We start from the raw sequence: 16,347 nt of genomic DNA on the forward strand, positions 1-16,347 counted from the left end.
TCGGCCACCTCGAACACCGGCTCACCCGTCACCGGACTGCGCTTGACGAACCGCCGCCCGCCCTCGACGAACTCACCACCGACGAAGTTGCGCAGCAGGCCCGGACCGTCGGGCGCCCGCCCGGCCATCAGCCGGGGATCCCAGGTCACTGTCATCGACGCCTCCCTCGGCTGATCGTGAGGCCGACCGCGCCGGCCAGCAGCGCCGCCGCCCCGGCGGCCACCGCCCCGAGCACCCGGTGCTGCCGGCGGACCCGGCGACGCACCTCCGCGTACGGGGTGGTCGAGAAGGACACCAGCTCGTAGCGGGAGACGTACCGGCCCGGCAGCACCCGCTCCAGCGCGTGCTCGACCTTCCGGCCGGCCTGGAACAGCGGCGAGGCGACCTTGTCCCGCATCTCCACGAAGTTCGCCAGCGCCATCTGCGCGATCGCCTCGGCGTTCTCCTGCCGCCGCTGCTGGAACAGCGGCAGCGCCTCCGACCAGTCGTCGGCGCACTCGTCCAGGCAGCGGTCCAGCTCGACCACGTCCTCGAAGGCGCAGTTCGCGCCCTGGCCGTAGAACGGGACGATGGCGTGTGCCGCGTCGCCGAGCAGGCCGACCCTCCCGTACGCCTGCCAGGGGGTGCAGCGGACGGTGCCGAGCACGCCCACCGGGTTGTGCTGGTAGTCGTCGACGAGGCCCGGGGCGAGCGGCGGCAGGTCCGGGTAGTGCTCGGCGAAGTGCCGCTCGACGGCCGCCGGGCTGCCCAGCGAGGCGAAGCTGGCGGTGCCGTGGGTGGGCCAGAAGAGCGTGCAGGTGAACGAGCGGTCCGGGTTCGGCAGCGCGATCATCATCGAGGTGCCGCGCGGCCAGATGTGCAGCGCCTCCGGGTCGAGGGCGAAGTCCTCGCCCAGCGGCGGGATCGTCAGCTCCTTGTAGCCGTAGTCGAGGAAGTCCACGCTCTCGGTCAGCAGCCCGTACGCCAGCAGCTGCCCGCGCACCGCCGAGCCGGCGCCGTCGGTGCCGAGGACGACCGACGCGGTGGCCGCGACCGTGCCCTGCGGGGTCTCGAAGGTCATCTCGCCGCTGGTCGGGTCGAGCCCGACGAGCCGGTGGTCGAAGGCGACCCGCACCCCGGGCAGGCTGGTGGCCGCGTCGAGCAGGGCGTTGTTCAGCGCGCCCCGGCTGATCGAGTTGATCGCCCGGTCGCCGGAGGCGCTGTACGACTGGAACTGCGCCTCGCCGTCGACGGGGTGGATCATCCGGCCGCGCATCGGCAGCCCGTCCGCCAACACCTGCTCGTCCAGGCCGATGCGGCGCAGCGCGTCCAGGCCCCGCTCGGAAAGTGCCAGGTTGATGGAGCGTCCCCGCTCCACCGTGCCGGTACGCGGGTCGGGTCGCCGCTCGTAGAGCGCCACCGGGTAGCCGCGCCGGGCCAGGAAGCAGGCCAGCAGGCAGCCGGCCAGGCCCGCGCCGACCACCGCGATCTCGTTCCGCTCGTCGGTCATGAGTTCACCTCCACCGTGGCGGCCAGCGCGTCGGCGACCCGCCAGCAGTCGTGGAACGTGGAATAGAGCGGTACCGGGGCGAACCGGATGATGTCCGGCTCCCGGGCGTCGGCGATCACGCCGTGCTCGTGCCGCAGCCGCTTGGCCAGCCCGGCCGCGCTGCCCGCACCGATGCGTACCGAGAGCTGGCAGCCGCGCCGCTCCGGCTCGCACGGGGTGACCACGGTCAGCGGACGGTTCGCGGTCACCTCGTCGAGCAGCCCGGCCAGGTAGCCGGTGAGCCGGAGGCTGCGCTCGCGCAGCGCGGGCATCCCGACGGCGTCGAAGAGTTCCAGCGAGGTCCGCACCGGGCCCATCGCGAAGATCGGCGGGTTGGAGATCTGCCAGGCCTCGACGGTGGCCGGCGGCCGGGAGACGGGGGTCATCTCGAACCGGGTGGCCGCCTCGGTGCTCCACCAGCCCTCGAAGCGGGGCAGGTCCGGGTCGCCGAGGTGCCGCTCGTGCACGAAGACGCCGGCCAGCGCGCCGGGACCGGAGTTCAGGTACTTGTAGGAGCACCAGGCCGCGAAGTCGACGTCCCAGTCGTGCAGGGCCAGCGGGACGTTGCCGGCGGCGTGCGCCAGGTCCCAGCCGACCACGGCGCCCGCCGCACGGCCGGCGGCGGTGATCGTCGGGATGTCCATCAGCTCGCCGGTGAGGTAGTTGACCCCGCCGAGCAGCAGCAGCGCCACCGTGTCGCCCTCGGCGGCCAGGTAGGCGGTCACGTCCTCGGTGCGCAGGGTGTCCTCGCCCGCGCGCGGGCGCAGCCGGACGACATCGGTGTCCGGATCCAGGCCGTGGAAGCGGACCTGGCTGCGCACGGCGTAGCTGTCCGAGGGGAAGGCGCTGTCCTCGATGACGATCCTGGTGCGGGCCCCCGCCGGCCGGTAGAAGCTGACCATCAGCAGGTGCAGGTTGACGGTGAGGGAGTTCATCACCACGACCTCCGCCGGGGCGGCGCCGACCAGTCGCGCGGCCGGCGCCGTCAGCAGCTCGTGGTACGGCAGCCAGGGGCGTTCCGCCTCCAGGTGCCCCTCGACCCCGAGCCGGCGCCACGCGTCCAGGTCGGCGAGGAGTTCGTCGCGGGTGGCCCGCGGTTGCAGGCCCAGGGAGTTGCCGGCCAGGTACGCGGCGTCGCGGAAGCGCCCGCCGTCGGCCGGCGGCACGTGGAACAGGTGGCGGTGCCCGGGGTGGGCGGCGTCGAGGCGGCGCGCCTCGGCCTCACCGGCGGCGAAGCTGGACGAATCGGATGTGGGGGTGGTCATGGGGTCGTCTCGCTCTCGGGTCACATCGCTGTCCGGGCCGACCACAGCTCGGGGAAGACCACCCGGGCCATGCTGCGCTGCAACCACGCCAGTCCGGCGGAGCCACCGCTGCCGACCTTGGCGCCCATTGTCCGCTGCACCGCCTTGACGTGGTGCTGCCGCCAATCGCCGAACTGCTCGGCCACCTCGGTGAGCGCCTCGCCCAGCATCCGCAGGTGGTTCTCCGGCCCGGGCTCGGCGTAGATCCGCACCCAGGCGGCCTCCACGGCGGCGTGCGGCTGGTGCTCGGCGGCGAACTCCCGGTCGAGCAGGTCGGCCGGCAGGTCGTGGCCCTGCCGGGCCAGCAGGGCGAGCACGTCGTCCCAGAGGCTCGGCGCCGCCAGGGTGGCGCGCAGCCCGGCGTAGACGTCGGTCTGCCGCCGGAACGGCCGGATCAGCGTCTCGTCGCGGAGGCCGAGCAGGAACTCCAGGTGCCGGTACATCGCCGACTGGAAGCCGGAGCCCTCGCCCAGCAGGTTGCGGAACCGGTTGAAGTCGGCCGGGGTCATCCAGCGCAGCCCGTTCCAGGCCGCGTTCAGCCCCTCCAGGTGCAGCGCGGCGCGGCGCAGCGGGGCCAGCGCGTCCCACACCCGGTCGCCCCGCAGCAGCCGCTGCGTCTCGCGCAGCTCGTGGCAGGTCAGCCCGAAGTACAGCTCCATGATCTGGCTGACCATCAGGAAGGACATCTCACCCGGGTCGTCGCTCAGCGGCTGTTGCAGTTGGTGCAGCGTGCTGGCGTGCACGTACGCGTCGTACGGCACCCGCTCGGCGAACTCCAGCGTCGGTTCGCCGCCGTTGCGGGCGGCGCGGGCCGCGCGCTGCCGCGGGGTCGCCGGGCGCACCGCCGCCTTGGCGGGTACGCGCACGTCCGTCTGCTTCACCGGTGGCCTCCCTCTGCTTCGTCACCCCGGGACGGCCGACGGTCGGCCGTTTTCGGGATGCCGACATGATCTCTCGGCGGAACCCCCGGATGGAATGCCGGATCAACGGCGCTCACCCCGTCTGACCTGCTACGCAGAAGGCATGAGCCGGATTCGGCTTCGAGAAAGTAAGGTCGCCTCATGGACGACATGGACTGGGCGCTGCTGCGGGAACTGCAGGCCGACGCGCGCCTCTCCTTCAGCGAGCTCTCCCGTCGGGTGCACCTGTCGCCGCCGGCCGTGGCCGAGCGGGTGCGCCGGCTGGAGGAGTCCGGGGTGATCACCGGCTACCACGCCCACGTCGACCTGACCCGGGCCGGCCGCACCGTGGTCGCGCTGATCCGGATGTCCTGTTACGGGGCGCGGTGCATCCTGCACGACCCGGACGTGGCGGGCTGGCCGGAGATCCTGGAGATCCACCGCATCACCGGCGACGCGTGCAGCATGCTCAAGGTGGCCGCCGGGTCGATCGACGACTTCGAGGGCGTCATCGACCGGCTCGCCCCGTACGGCCAGCCGTCCAGCACGATGGTGCTCTCCACCCCCCTGGCGTGGCAGCCCGTCACCCCGCTGCCCCCCGCCGACCGGCAGCGCTGACCCGCCCCGGGTTTGCCCCCCGGCCAGCGGGAAAGCAGGCCCTGTTGCCCGGGGGAGGATTCCGGTGATCGTCACCGGAAGGGGGGATCATGCCGGTGCTCACAGCGTTCCAACGTGCCCTGACCCGTGCCCTGACCGTCTTGGGGCTGGTCGGGGCCTTCGTCCTGACGACCGTCGCACCCGCGTGGGCGGGTGAGAACACCTTCGTCGAGGTGGTGCCCAACAGCGCGCAGGCCGGCACCCGGGTCAGCATCCGGGCCGGTTGCGACAACGCCAACAACCGCCAGGCCGACGTGCACTCCGACGCCTTCGGGCGGGTGATGCTGCGGCCGGACAACGGCTTCCTGACCGGCCAGGTCACCATCCCGGGCAGCAAGGAGCCCGGCGACTACCCGGTCGACCTGCGCTGCGACAACGGCAAGACCGCGACCACCACGCTCACGGTGCTGAACATGGAGCAGCCCAGCAAGGGCCCGGCCACCGGGGGCGGCGGCACCGCCGGCGCCTCGGGCACGGGCTCGATGCTGATGATCGGCGGCCTCGCGGTCGTGGCCCTGGCCGTGGGCTTCGGCTTCTTCGGCAACCGCCGCCGGACCGGGTCCGGTTCCTGACCCGCCGTCGCCATGGCCGGCTCCCAGAGGCGTACCAGGCGATCGGATCCGGGCCGGGTCCGGGCGACCACCCGGCGGGCGCTGCGGGCGTCCCGCCGGGCGGCGGCCGCGACCGCCCGCCGGCTGCGCCGGGTGGCCGGGGAGGCGGTGTCGGCGAGCGTCGCCACCACCGACCCGGCCGCCGGCCCGCTGCCCGCCCGGCCCCGGTACCGCCGGATCCCGGCCGGCCGCGGCCGGTGGACCCCCGGCCGGGGGCCCGGCCTGCCGGTCCTCGTGATCGGGACGCTGATGGCGCTGATCATCACGATGCTCGGCGTGGAGCGGATCGCCGGCGTGAGCGTGCTGCCGGAGCGGTTCCTCGCGGGGCTGCGGCCCGCGCCGAAGAAGTTCCCGGTGCTGCCCGCGAGCCGGCCCGTCGGCATCGCCATCGACCCGATCGACGTCCGGGCGCCCGTGCACGGCGTCGGCATCGCCCCGGACGGCAGCATCGCGGTGCCGGACGCCGCCCGCGCGCAGGAGGCCGGCTGGTACGACCAGGGCCCGACCCCCGGTCAGTACGGACCTTCGGTGATCGTCGGGCACGTCGACACCAGCACCGGGCCGGCGGTCTTCCACAAGCTGCGGGACCTGCACGACGGGGACCGGATCGAGATCGCCCGGCAGGACCGGTCGGTGGCCGTCTTCGAGGTGGACTCCGTCGAACGCTTCGACAAGGACCGGCTGCCGGTGGACGAGGTCTTCGGGGACTTCAGCCGCCCCCGGCTGCGCCTGATCACCTGCGGCGGGCGCTGGGTGGGCGGGCAGACCGGGTACGCCGACAACGTGGTGGTGTTCGCGTCCCTGGTCCGGGCCCGCACGTCGTGACCGGGCCTCGCGGGCCAGGTTTCCCCGGCGCGGGCGACGGTCAGGCCGCCTCGGGCTCACGCAGGTCGAGCCAGTCGGCCCAGCGGGGATCCGGCGCCCGGTGACCGAGCACCCGCCAGGCGGTGCCCTTCGGGGCCGCCGGCAGCGCGTGCAGCCGCCAGCCCAGCTCGGCCGGCGTCTTGTCGCCCTTGGTGTGGTTGCACCGGGCGCAGGCCGCCACGACGTTCTCCCAGGCGTGCCGGCCACCCCGGCTGCGCGGGAAGACGTGGTCGATGGTCTCGGCGGGGCCCCGGCAGTAGGCGCAACGCCAGCCGTCCCGGGCGAAGATGCCGCGGCGGGAGAGCCCGACGTGGGTGCGGTAGGGCACGCGTACGAAGCGGGTGAGCCGGACGACCGACGGCACCGGCAGCGCGTCACGGGCGCTGTGCAGGATGCCGTCGCCGTCGGCGACGCAGACCGCCTTGGCGGAGAGCACGAGAATGGCGGCACGACGCACGGACACGACGCACAGCGGCTCGTAGGTGGCGTTGAGGACCAGCGCACCGGAGCCCACCGTGGGTCGTATGTCAGGCATCGCGTTCACCCTCCCGGTTCAGCGGCCCCTGCTCGCCACCGCCGACCGGAAACGGGCACGGCGACCCACCACGGCCGACGCCGGCCGGATCACCGACGTCCGTGCGCCCATCGTCCCTGATCGGACCCCGGATTGCACGTACTAATGTGACAAGCCAAGTGGGCATCACCCGGAAACGGGCAGATCTGGCCCTGAGCAGGGCGGAACCCCTCCAACGCCTCTCGACGCTTGACACCCGTTTTCGATCTCAGTTGCGCCGGATCCGTGCCCGATGATCATGTCCCGCATTGGACTTGATGAATTTGATCAAGGCAGATAAGGATCATTGGAGTGCCCCGGGTGAAGCGGGAAGCCCTCTCGAAACGCTGGCCTTGGGGTTCTCCTGTCCGTCGTCGTCATGGCGTGCACCGGGGCGCTAGCCAGTTCCTGCGGCGTGGGCGGCGAGAGCCCGGGTTGAGGCGGAGCGGGGAGAGCATGCCCCGGATGCTGCGGTGGCCGTCCATCCGCTGCGGCTGAGCAGCGGAGATGGTGGCGGGCTGCGTCGAGTGCCGTGCCGGTCGTGGAGGATCCGAACTCGCCCTGGTGCGGCGGCATCCCTGCCCGGCTGGGCTACTCCGTCCCGGCCGGGCAGGGCGACCTTCGAGCAGGGAGGAGCCCCATGCCTGCCGGACAGCAGGGCCGCACGTGGGCCAGGCCGCAACGTCCCTCACCCAAGCCCGGTGATGAGCCGTGTATCGATCGGGAAGCCTCGGTGCAGTTCGCAACTCGGCACCACCTCGGCCGGGCCCAGTCACCATCACGACCACGGCGGCCCCCGGCGGCATCCTCGACAGGGTGAGCGGCCACCGCGAGTCGACAACCGTGCGCGCCGGGGCGTGAGCGGCCGCCAGGCGGCACGCGCGCCCCGGCGCAGCACGGCGGCGGGCCGCTTACGGCCCGCCGCTTGACCAAGTGAAGAAAGTCTGAACACACACGTTTCAGCTAACGACCCGGCAATCCCGGATTCCTATTTCTGTCTGCCGGCGGCTGTGGCGTTCGTGGGCCGTCTCCCGGGCTGGGGACTCGGCGGGATCGGTATTCGCGGGCCGCCGCGACGAGTTCCCGGAAGAACACGGATGGCGGTGTGATCTTGCCTTCGTTCCCGATTGGGGAGGGTGCTAGCGGTATGAGCAGGTCGGCGTGGGGTGAGTGCAGCCACAGGGCCATCTGGTAGAGCTCCGGGATCCGCAGGAGTCGTAGGTCGAATCCGGCTGCTTCGAGCTGCGGCAGGGCCCGCGCGGCTTTGATCGCGGTGGCGGTGGCTCCGACCGATGAGCTTCTGTAGAAACTCGGTGGGAAGGTGCGTTCTGGCGTCTCGGAGACTTCGGCGCCGGCGATCACGTTGCCGCCGGACTCCAGCAGGAAGCGCCACCCTACCGGCTGCGCCCGCTCCAGACCGCCATCGGCCTCGATATCGTCGGGCGCCAGGACGAACACCTGGTGCGGGGTGGACACCTCCACGTCTTCCGGGGCGACCTCGCCCAGCAATTTCGGGCCACCCCCGCCAGCCCTGGCGACATGGCCGAGCTTGGAGCGTGCTTCCTCCCGGATCCGACCCGGCGGCTCAGGCATGTTCAACGGCATTTCGAACCTCTCTTAGGCTAGTTTCTCCGAGTCTTGAAAGTCCGGTTCCATGTGCCGTTTACGCCGCCTGGATATCCGCCGAAAAGCGTATCCCATTCGACCCAGAGGATGGGGGTGTCTTCCAAGCCTTCGTGCTGCCCTCCCGTGTCCTCCCAGGGGTCGTGCACGAACACGTGTACCAGCTCGTTGCTGCCTGCCCGGTAGCTGTACCCCCAGATGTTGACGATGTGGCCGCTGAGCCCACCGCGCCAGCCTATGTTCATGACGATCGGGCGCCCGGCGTCTATCTCCGCCTTGACCTCTTCCTTCGTCAACGCGTTGAACCTCTTGAGCTCACCCCAGGTGATGGTATTGGTGTCACGGGAGAACTTGCCCGGGTCTTCACCGGCGGGAACTGGAACATCGTGCCCGGCCACTCGCAGCGCCGCCTCGTCCGGCCAGTGGCCGTTGTTGCATTCCCAGGGGCCGCCGCCAGGCGCACAACAGTCGTACGTCGGCTGATCAGGGTGTTGTGCGTGCCATTCAGCAAAGATCTGGTCCATCACCGGGGTGGCGAGCTGGCACTGGGTAAAACGCTCTGCGGCGGCGTAGTAGTTTGCGACGCTGACCGTCGTCGCGTTCCAACACCAGTTGGTCTTCTTCTGGAACTGCATCCAAGACGAATACGGGCCGATGAACTTGACCATCACGTCCGTGTCCAGTTGTGGCATACGTCGTCCCTTCACTGCGCCGGTTGTGCCGTCGCCGGGGTTTCGGGGCTCTGACGCTAGGGCCCGGAAAGAGCGTAGTCAATACATCGCAGAAAGTAGTCGGATTGCAGGTGAAACCCACACCAGACAAATCGCCGGGGCGAATGTCCTAGATCCGACACGACGTCAAGCGTCAGGTAAAAGTGGTTCTGTCACACTTTCCGCGAAGGGTTCCGTAGGTCCACGGCCTACCTGCGGCGGCCTCCGACAAGGCCTTTAGCGAGAATCCTTGCAGCGGCGTTAACCTTGTGCATTTTCTGCGCGGATTGTGGCGGGCACCGAAGTGGGTGCCGAACGAGGGTGAGGTACTCAACTTATCGAGGTGGCACCTGAGGGACGTCTCGTAACTCGATCCCGCGTCCCGCACGACGCCGTGGTCCCGGGACGCCGGGCGGGGTCACGCCGCGGAGGGTCGGCGGGATCCGGCCCCGCAGGGTGGGGTACGAAGACAGCGTGACCGTTGTCAGCCTGACGCCGCCCGCCCTGCCCGCCGTCGAGGCGCCGGACCCGGCTCCGTCGCCGACCTGCCTGGACGACGCCCTCTGCAAGAGCGTCTACGACATGACCGGCTCGGTGTGGTTCGCCGAGGGCAGCTACTGGATCCTGCTCAAGCCGCTGCGGATCGCGCTGATCCTGCTGCTGGCGGTCGCCGCCCGGTGGCTGGTGCACCGCACGATCCGCCGGCTGGTGCGCACCACCACCGACGCGGGCGTGCCGACCATGCTGCGCCCGTTGCGCGAGCGGATCCCCACCGCCTCCGTCGAGCCGGGCGAGTTCGTCCCGGAGCGACGCCGGCAGCGGGCCGAGGCGATCGGTTCGGTGCTGCGCAGCCTGAGCACCGCGTTCATCTTCGGCATCGCGCTGTTGATGATCCTCAAGGAGTTCAGCTTCGACCTGGCCCCGCTGCTGGCCAGCGCCGGCATCGCGGGCGTGGCCCTCGGCTTCGGCGCGCAGAGCCTGGTCAAGGACCTGATCGCCGGCCTGTTCATGCTGATCGAGGACCAGTACGGCGTCGGCGACACCGTGGACCTCGGCGAGGCGACCGGCGTGGTGGAGTCGGTCGGGCTGCGGGTCACCACCGTCCGCGACGGGAGGGGCGTGCTCTGGTACATCCGCAACGGCGAGATCGTCCGGGTGGGCAACAAGAGCCAGGGTTGGGCCCTGGTGGTGGTCGACCTGCCGATCGGCTTCGCCGGCACGGAGGAGGCCACGGCCGTGCTGCGGACCGCCGCCGCCTCGGTGGCGATCGACCCCGACCTGGCGCCGGAGATCGTCGAGGCCCCGGAGGTGCTGGGCGTGGAGCAGATGACGGTCGACGGCGCCGTCATCCGTACGGTGGTCAAGACGACCGCGGACGGGCAGTTCGCCGTCGGCCGGGAGCTGCGTCGCCGGCTCGCCGAGGCGTTGGAGAACTCCGGCATCACCGCCAAGATCGCCGCCGCCCGGTTCTACCCCGGCATGCCGGTGCGCACCCCCGGCGAGACCGGGCAGGGCGGCGCCACCTGAGGCGTCCGGACGCCGGGTGGCGGGGGTCGCGAGCCGGGTGGCCCCTCGGGTATCGTCCGTTCGTTCAGTCGGAGATGCGACGATCTACCCCTTCGCCCTAGCCACTCGTCGGACGATCGGGCAAAATCCGGTGCACGCGCTCCCCCGGAGCGTGATCACGTCCTCGCTGATCCGTAGATCTGACGACGGTTCCCGGGCCGTCCATCACGAGTGGCCCGCCAGGGGAACGATGGAGGCGACGGTGCCTGACGAGCGACCATCCCCGGAAGGGCCCGCAACCTTCCGCGAGGTGTTCGCCAATCGCGAATACGGCGCCGTCTTCACGGCGAGCGCGCTCTCCTGGATCGGCGACTACATCGCCAAGGCCGCGGTCACCCTGCTGGTCTACGAGGAGACCCGGTCGGTCGCGCTCTCGGCCGCCGCCTTCGCGGTGAGCTACCTGCCCTGGCTGGTCGGCGGCCCCCTGCTCGCCACGCTCGCGGAGCGGCACCGCTACCGGCAGGTCATGGTGGTCTGCGACCTCGTCCGGATGGTGCTGATGGTGTGCATCGCCATCCCCGGCATGCCGGTCCCGATGGTCCTGGCCCTGATCTTCGCCACCACGCTCGCCAATCCACCGAGCCAGGCCGCCAAGTCGGCGCTGATCCCCCTGATCCTCACCGGGGACCGCCTGGTGGTCGGGCTGTCGATGATCAGCAGCGTCGGCCAGGCCGCCCAGGTCGTCGGCTACCTGGCGGGCGCGGCCATCGCCGCGTTCAACCCGACCACCGCGCTCCTGGTGAACGCGGCGACCTTCGCCCTGTCGGCCGCGCTGGTCCGCTTCGGCGTGGCCGACCGACCGACGGCGATGACCGCCGCGCACCGCAGCCACCTGCTGCGGGAGACCGCGCAGGGCTTCCAGATCGTGTTCGGCACGCCGGTGCTGCGGGCCATCGCCCTGCTGGTCTTCGCCGCCATGCTCTTCTCCGTGGTGCCGGAGGGCCTCGCCGCCGCCTGGGCGAGCGAGCACGCCGGCCAGCTGGACGCCGGCGCCGCCCAGGCGATCATCATGGCGGCGAACCCCGTCGGCTTCATCCTCGGCGGCCTGATCGTCAGCCGGGCGTTCGGGCCGGACCGCCGGCTGAGCCTGATGCGGCCGTTGGCGGTGCTCTCCCCGCTGGCCCTGGTGCCCGCCCTGCTCGACCCGCCGCCCCTGGTGGTGGCGCTGCTCGCCGCCGCCTGCGGGTTCGCCGTCGCCGGCATGCTGCCGGTCGCCAACGGGCTCTTCGTCCGGGCGCTGCCCGACGGCTTCCGGGCCCGCGCCTTCGGCGTGATGGCGACCGGCGTCCAGGTCATCCAGGGCCTGGCCGTCCTGGTCACCGGGTTGCTGGCCGAGCGATACTCCATCCCGCTCGTGGTCGGGGTGTGGAGCGCCGTCGGGGTGCTGCTGATGACGCTCGCCGCCCTGCGCTGGCCGAGCCGGTCGGCGATCGACGCGGCCGTCGAGGCGGCCCAGCAGGCGGGCGCAGTGGCCCCCCGGCAGGCGGACGGGGCGACCGGGCCCGCCACGCCGGCGGGCGCGCAGGAGCGCTCCGACGGGCCGGCGGGCCGCTGGGCGGTCTCCCCGGCGAGGCGGGACAGCGGCGGCACACGGTGACCCGGCCCACAGCCGGCACCCCCGGGTCGCCCGACGCGGCACCTGGCAGGATGGAACGGTGAATGCCGCAGGTGAGTCCGACCGTCCCGGTGCGTCGATGACCCTCTTCGAAGCGGTCGGCGGCGAGCCCACTTTCCGCAAGCTGGTGGACGAGTTCTACGCCGGGGTCGCCGACGACCCGCTGCTGCGTCCCATGTATCCCGAGGAGGACCTGGGCCCGGCCGCCGACCGGTTGACCCTGTTCCTCATGCAGTACTGGGGCGGCCCCAACACGTACTCGGCGCAACGGGGGCACCCGCGGCTGCGGATGCGCCACGCGCCGTACCGGATCGGCGCCGCCGAGCGGGACGCGTGGCTGCTCCACATGCGCCGCGCCGTGGACCGCCTCGACCTGCCGCCGGAGATCGCCACCGCGCTGTGGGACTACCTGGAGCGGGCCGCCTACTTCATGGTCAACGCGATGGAGGACCCGGCCGGGCCGGCCTGACCCGGCCGGCCGTCGGGCGGCCCGGCGGATGCCAGGCGGCCCGACGGCGTCGGACGGGTACCGGATCGCCCGGCGGGCGTCCGGCGGCTCAGAGCAGGGCGCCCTCGTCGTGCAGCCAGTCCACGAAGCTGGTGGCGACCGCAGCGCCGCAGTCGAGCATCTCGACCAGCAGCGCGTCGTGAGCCCCGGCACCGAACGGCACCTGCAACTCCGCGTAGATCGGCAACTGGCCGCGCTCGGTCGGGTCGCCGATGTAGGCCTTGCAGAAGCGGCGGGTGTGGTTCCACTCGTTGACCACGCGGTAGGCGCGGTCGGCCCAGTCCGGCGGCACCGTCGCGTGTGGACGGGCCCGCATCACGAGGATCTCGTCCTCCGGACCCTCCAGTGTGACCAGCACGGCGTGCCGCTCCCACATGGCCAGCAGGTTGCCGTCGCCGTCGGCCAGGTAGCGCACGTCGAGCCTGTCGAGTGCGTCGCAGACCCGGCGCAGGGTTACCGGTTCGACCGTGGCGGACATGTCCGCGATCACGGCTCGCTCCGTCGGCGGGCAGTCGTCTGCCGGCTGACGGGGGGTCGGTGGTCCGACCCGGACGGTGCTCTCCACTGTGATCCCGCTCCGCCTTTCCGAGTCGCCGCCGCCGTTGGCGGGACCGGGGCGCCATGACCACCACGGCATCGCTCGCGCACCTCACTCCCCAGCGGATCCAGTCGCCTACGGTGCGTTGGATCCGAGGATGGACGGTACCCGGACAGCCGGGTTGAAGCACCCCCCCAACGACAGCACCAGGACAGAAGAATGACGGCGGGTCATCCGAACGGATGAACTCAGACGGGCCGCACGGCAAGATCGGTGGCCTTCTGCGACCATGTCGCTCCGTACGGTCCCACCAGGCCGACCCATCGGCCGACCGTCCGCACCTGGACGTCGCCCCCGCCGACCGTCCCGGCGGACCCGTCGGCGGATCCCAGGAAGCCCATCCGGACCAACCCCTGGACCATCCGCTGGGTCACCTCGACCGGCTCGCCGGGCGGGCCCTCCGGAGTGACCACCACGGGCACGTGGTCGAGCAGCGCGTCCCGCAGCGCCCGCTGCCCGACCGCACGCCCGCCGACGCCGTGGGTGCTGGCGTCCCGCAGGGCTCCCGCCGCCGCCGCCGCGATCCGCCGCAGCTCCGCGCCCGGCAGCGTCTCCACGCGGCGGCTCGCCGTGGGCGGCAGCGGCCACCGCCACCGCTCGTCCCGCCGCGCCGGCAGGGCCGCGCCGCCCGCCGCCAACTCGGCCAGCAACTCGCCGGCCGCGACCGTGGCGTCGCCGGGGCCCTCGCCGGCCACCGTGCGCACGACCAGCACGCCCCACGGCAGACGCCCCCAGAGGGCCGTACGGCCCGTCGCGCCGGCCGACCTGAGCCGGACCGGCGCGCCGCCGTCCAGCCGGACGAGGCGGGCCAGGAAGGCCTCCGCGTCGGCCGCGTCGACGATCCCGTGCCCGCCGGCGACCGTTCCGCCGCCACCGGCCCCCGCCGGGGCCACCGGCCCGTCGGTCGCCGTCACGCCACCGGCCCCTGCGGCGCGTACGTGAGCAGGAACGTCCGCTCCTCCGGGGTGATCCGCCGGGGCCGCTGCCGGGTCAGGTCGAACGGCACCAGCACCGAACGGGCGCGGCTGGCCAACACGTCGCCGTCGAAGAGCTCGTAGGCGACGGTGAAGGACGCGCCCCGGATCTCCTCCACCCACAGCTCGATGCGCACGGTGGGGGCGGCCTCGGCGGTGGCCCGGCCGAGGGCGTACTCGACCGGGCGCAGGTAGTCGATCTCGTGCCGACTGATCACGACGCCGTCGGCGAACGAGCCCACTCCCCACGCCCGGCCGCCGGCGAACATCAACGCCACCCGCGCCTCCTCGTAGAGGGTGAGGAAGCGCGAGTTGTTGATGTGGCCGTACGCGTCGAGGTCGGACCACCGCAGGGTGCAGTGGTAGACGAAACGGTCCGCCACGTCAGTCGCGGGTCAGCTTGCGGTAGGTCACCCGGTGCGGGCGGGCCGCCTCCGCGCCGAGCCGGTCGACCTTGTTCTTCTCGTACGCCTCGAAGTTGCCCTCGAACCAGAACCACTTCGCCGGGTTCTCGTCGTCGCCCTCCCAGGCCAGGATGTGCGTGGCGACCCGGTCGAGGAACATCCGGTCGTGGGAGATGACCACGGCGCAGCCGGGGAACTCCAGCAGCGCGTTCTCCAGGCTGGAGAGGGTCTCCACGTCGAGGTCGTTGGTCGGCTCGTCGAGCAGGATCACGTTGCCGCCGATCTTCAGCGTCAGCGCGAGGTTGAGCCGGTTGCGCTCGCCGCCGGAGAGCACCTTGGTCGGCTTCTGCTGGTCCGGCCCCTTGAACCCGAACGCGGCGATGTACGCCCGCGACGGCATCTCGACCTTGCCGACCATCAGGTGGTCGAGCCCGTCGGAGACGACCTCCCAGACCGTCTTGTCCCCGGCCAGGCCCTGCCGGTTCTGGTCGACGTACGACAGCGAGACCGTCTCGCCGACCCGGACGTCGCCGCTCGTCGGCTGCTCCAGCCCGACGATGGTCTTGAACAGGGTGGTCTTGCCGACGCCGTTCGGGCCGATGATGCCGACGATGCCGTTGCGGGGCAGCGAGAAGGACAGGTTGTCGATGAGCACCCGGTCGCCGAAGCCCTTGGTCAGGCCGTGCGCCTCGATCACCGTGTTGCCCAGGCGGGGGCCCGGCGGGATCTGGATCTCCTCGAAGTCCAGCTTGCGGGTCTTCTCCGCCTCGGTGGCCATCTCCTCGTAGCGGTCGAGGCGGGCCTTGGACTTGGTCTGCCGCGCCTTGGCGTTGGAGCGGACCCACTCCAGTTCCTCGGTGAGGCGCTTCTTCATCTTGGCGTCGCGGCGGCCCTCGACGGCCAGCCGGGCGGCCTTCTTCTCCAGGTAGGTGGAGTAGTTGCCCTCGTAGCCGACGGCCCGGCCGCGGTCCAGCTCCAGGATCCAGCCGGCCACGTTGTCCAGGAAGTACCGGTCGTGGGTGATCGCCATGACGGTGCCCGCGTACTTGGCCAGGTGCTGCTCCAGCCAGGAGACGCTCTCCGCGTCCAGGTGGTTGGTGGGCTCGTCGAGCAGCAGCAGGTCGGGAGCCTCCAGCAGCAGCTTGCACAGCGCGACCCGGCGCCGCTCGCCCCCGGAGAGCTGCGTGACGTCGGCGTCCGGCGGCGGGCAGCGCAGCGCGTCCATCGCCAGTTCGAGCTTGGAGTCGATGTCCCACGCGTCGGCGTGGTCCAGCTCCTCCTGGAGCTTGCCCATCTCCTCCATCAGCTCGTCGGAGTAGTCGGTGGCCATCTGCTCGGCGATCTTGTTGAACCGCTCCAGCTTGGCCTTGGTCTCGGCGACCGCCTCCTCGACGTTGCCGAGCACGGTCTTGGCGTCGTTGAGCGGGGGCTCCTGGGCGAGCAGGCCGACGGTGTAGCCGGGCATCAGCCGGGCCTCGCCGTTGCTCGGCCGGTCCAGGCCTGCCATGATCTTGAGGAGGCTGGACTTACCGGCGCCGTTCGGGCCGACCACACCGATCTTGGCCCCCGGGAGGAAGCTCAGCGTCACGTTGTCGAGCACGACCTTGTCGCCGTGCGCCTTGCGCGCCTTTTCCAGGACGTAGATGTACTGGGCCACGGTGCGGGCTACCTCCGTAGGTTGCGACTGGGGTCGGCGGGCGCGGGCGCGGGCTGCGACCTCCGCCCGCCGCCGCCGGCCGGTGGCCGGCCGCACGCACGCCATCGTCAATCCTGACAGGTACGCGCCGTCGCGCCCACATCACCCCGCCCCCGACGCTCCGGACGCGTCGCGCCACCCCTGCTTCCGAGCAGGGGTATCGACAAGATCACGCCAAGGGTTGGACCATCGTGGGAAGGGTAGGTGAGTCCGGCACGGGGCCCCAGAAGCCGCAGC

16 protein-coding genes are annotated in these 16,347 nt (G+C 71.8%); 6 read left to right on the forward strand and 10 right to left on the reverse strand.

Features of this window, described 5'->3' with window-relative positions:
* Nucleotides 1-151 precede the first annotated feature (151 nt).
* From AB0883_RS27240 to AB0883_RS27250, 3 genes are read right to left on the reverse strand one after another with little or no spacing between them, the layout of a single operon-like run.
* On the reverse strand, nucleotides 152-1,489 hold the full coding sequence (locus AB0883_RS27240; protein WP_366644182.1) for an NAD(P)/FAD-dependent oxidoreductase: 1,338 nt from the start codon (nucleotides 1,487-1,489) through the stop codon (nucleotides 152-154).
* Complete coding sequence (gene kynU, locus AB0883_RS27245; RefSeq protein WP_366644183.1) at nucleotides 1,486-2,793, reverse strand: kynureninase; 1,308 nt, start codon at nucleotides 2,791-2,793, stop codon at nucleotides 1,486-1,488. The genes AB0883_RS27240 and kynU overlap by 4 nt, the downstream gene beginning before the upstream one ends.
* A gap of 20 nt (nucleotides 2,794-2,813) precedes the next feature.
* On the reverse strand, nucleotides 2,814-3,713 hold the full coding sequence (locus AB0883_RS27250; RefSeq protein ID WP_366644184.1) for a tryptophan 2,3-dioxygenase family protein: 900 nt from the start codon (nucleotides 3,711-3,713) through the stop codon (nucleotides 2,814-2,816).
* A 180-nt stretch (nucleotides 3,714-3,893) separates the two neighbouring features.
* Here AB0883_RS27250 and AB0883_RS27255 point away from each other — a divergent pair, with 180 nt between their 5' ends.
* From AB0883_RS27255 to AB0883_RS27265, 3 genes are all read left to right on the forward strand, one after another.
* Complete coding sequence (locus AB0883_RS27255; RefSeq protein ID WP_366644185.1) at nucleotides 3,894-4,349, forward strand: Lrp/AsnC family transcriptional regulator; 456 nt, start codon at nucleotides 3,894-3,896, stop codon at nucleotides 4,347-4,349.
* 89 nt (nucleotides 4,350-4,438) lie between these two features.
* Nucleotides 4,439-4,960, forward strand: a complete 522-nt coding sequence (locus AB0883_RS27260; protein WP_366644186.1) for a hypothetical protein — start codon at nucleotides 4,439-4,441, stop codon at nucleotides 4,958-4,960.
* A gap of 12 nt (nucleotides 4,961-4,972) precedes the next feature.
* A complete protein-coding gene (locus tag AB0883_RS27265; RefSeq protein WP_366644187.1) occupies nucleotides 4,973-5,824 on the forward strand; it encodes a class F sortase in 852 nt (283 codons plus the stop codon).
* A gap of 40 nt (nucleotides 5,825-5,864) precedes the next feature.
* Here the strand turns inward: AB0883_RS27265 and AB0883_RS27270 are convergent, their stop codons facing one another.
* The 3 genes from AB0883_RS27270 to AB0883_RS27280 form a co-directional block, all read right to left on the reverse strand.
* Nucleotides 5,865-6,398, reverse strand: a complete 534-nt coding sequence (locus AB0883_RS27270; protein WP_210832062.1) for an HNH endonuclease — start codon at nucleotides 6,396-6,398, stop codon at nucleotides 5,865-5,867.
* Between the two features lie 981 nt (nucleotides 6,399-7,379).
* Nucleotides 7,380-8,021 carry a hypothetical protein gene (locus tag AB0883_RS27275; protein WP_366644188.1) on the reverse strand — a complete coding sequence of 214 codons (642 nt, stop codon included), beginning with the start codon at nucleotides 8,019-8,021 and terminating at the stop codon, nucleotides 7,380-7,382.
* 17 nt (nucleotides 8,022-8,038) lie between these two features.
* Nucleotides 8,039-8,731: a papain-like cysteine protease family protein gene (locus AB0883_RS27280; protein WP_366644189.1), complete on the reverse strand. Its 693-nt coding sequence runs from the start codon at nucleotides 8,729-8,731 to the stop codon at nucleotides 8,039-8,041.
* A gap of 522 nt (nucleotides 8,732-9,253) precedes the next feature.
* Here AB0883_RS27280 and AB0883_RS27285 point away from each other — a divergent pair.
* The 3 genes from AB0883_RS27285 to AB0883_RS27295 all read left to right on the forward strand — a co-directional run bounded on the left by AB0883_RS27285 (nucleotide 9,254) and on the right by AB0883_RS27295 (nucleotide 12,399).
* Nucleotides 9,254-10,276 (forward strand): mechanosensitive ion channel family protein, encoded by a 1,023-nt coding sequence (locus AB0883_RS27285; RefSeq protein ID WP_233600133.1) that lies wholly within the window; start codon nucleotides 9,254-9,256, stop codon nucleotides 10,274-10,276.
* A 229-nt stretch (nucleotides 10,277-10,505) separates the two neighbouring features.
* Nucleotides 10,506-11,912: an MFS transporter gene (locus AB0883_RS27290; protein WP_366644190.1), complete on the forward strand. Its 1,407-nt coding sequence runs from the start codon at nucleotides 10,506-10,508 to the stop codon at nucleotides 11,910-11,912.
* A gap of 97 nt (nucleotides 11,913-12,009) precedes the next feature.
* Nucleotides 12,010-12,399 (forward strand): globin, encoded by a 390-nt coding sequence (locus tag AB0883_RS27295; protein ID WP_192581484.1) that lies wholly within the window; start codon nucleotides 12,010-12,012, stop codon nucleotides 12,397-12,399.
* A gap of 88 nt (nucleotides 12,400-12,487) precedes the next feature.
* On the opposite strand, the gene AB0883_RS27300 is transcribed toward AB0883_RS27295, so the two are convergent.
* The 4 genes from AB0883_RS27300 to ettA form a co-directional block, all read right to left on the reverse strand.
* Nucleotides 12,488-13,075 carry a YbjN domain-containing protein gene (locus AB0883_RS27300; RefSeq protein WP_366644191.1) on the reverse strand — a complete coding sequence of 196 codons (588 nt, stop codon included), beginning with the start codon at nucleotides 13,073-13,075 and terminating at the stop codon, nucleotides 12,488-12,490.
* Nucleotides 13,076-13,224: 149 nt separating this feature from the next.
* The gene (locus AB0883_RS27305) at nucleotides 13,225-13,929 is read right to left on the reverse strand and encodes a hypothetical protein (RefSeq protein WP_366644283.1); all 705 of its coding nucleotides are present in this window, start codon (nucleotides 13,927-13,929) and stop codon (nucleotides 13,225-13,227) included.
* A 17-nt stretch (nucleotides 13,930-13,946) separates the two neighbouring features.
* The gene (locus tag AB0883_RS27310) at nucleotides 13,947-14,393 is read right to left on the reverse strand and encodes a thioesterase family protein (protein ID WP_366644192.1); all 447 of its coding nucleotides are present in this window, start codon (nucleotides 14,391-14,393) and stop codon (nucleotides 13,947-13,949) included.
* 1 nt (nucleotide 14,394) lies between these two features.
* Nucleotides 14,395-16,071, reverse strand: a complete 1,677-nt coding sequence (ettA, locus tag AB0883_RS27315) for an energy-dependent translational throttle protein EttA (RefSeq protein WP_121399423.1) — start codon at nucleotides 16,069-16,071, stop codon at nucleotides 14,395-14,397.
* Nucleotides 16,072-16,347: the final 276 nt, after the last annotated feature.

This window comes from Micromonospora sp. NPDC047812, from assembly GCF_040704175.1.
In the GTDB taxonomy this organism is placed as follows: Bacteria; Actinomycetota; Actinomycetes; order Mycobacteriales; family Micromonosporaceae; genus Micromonospora.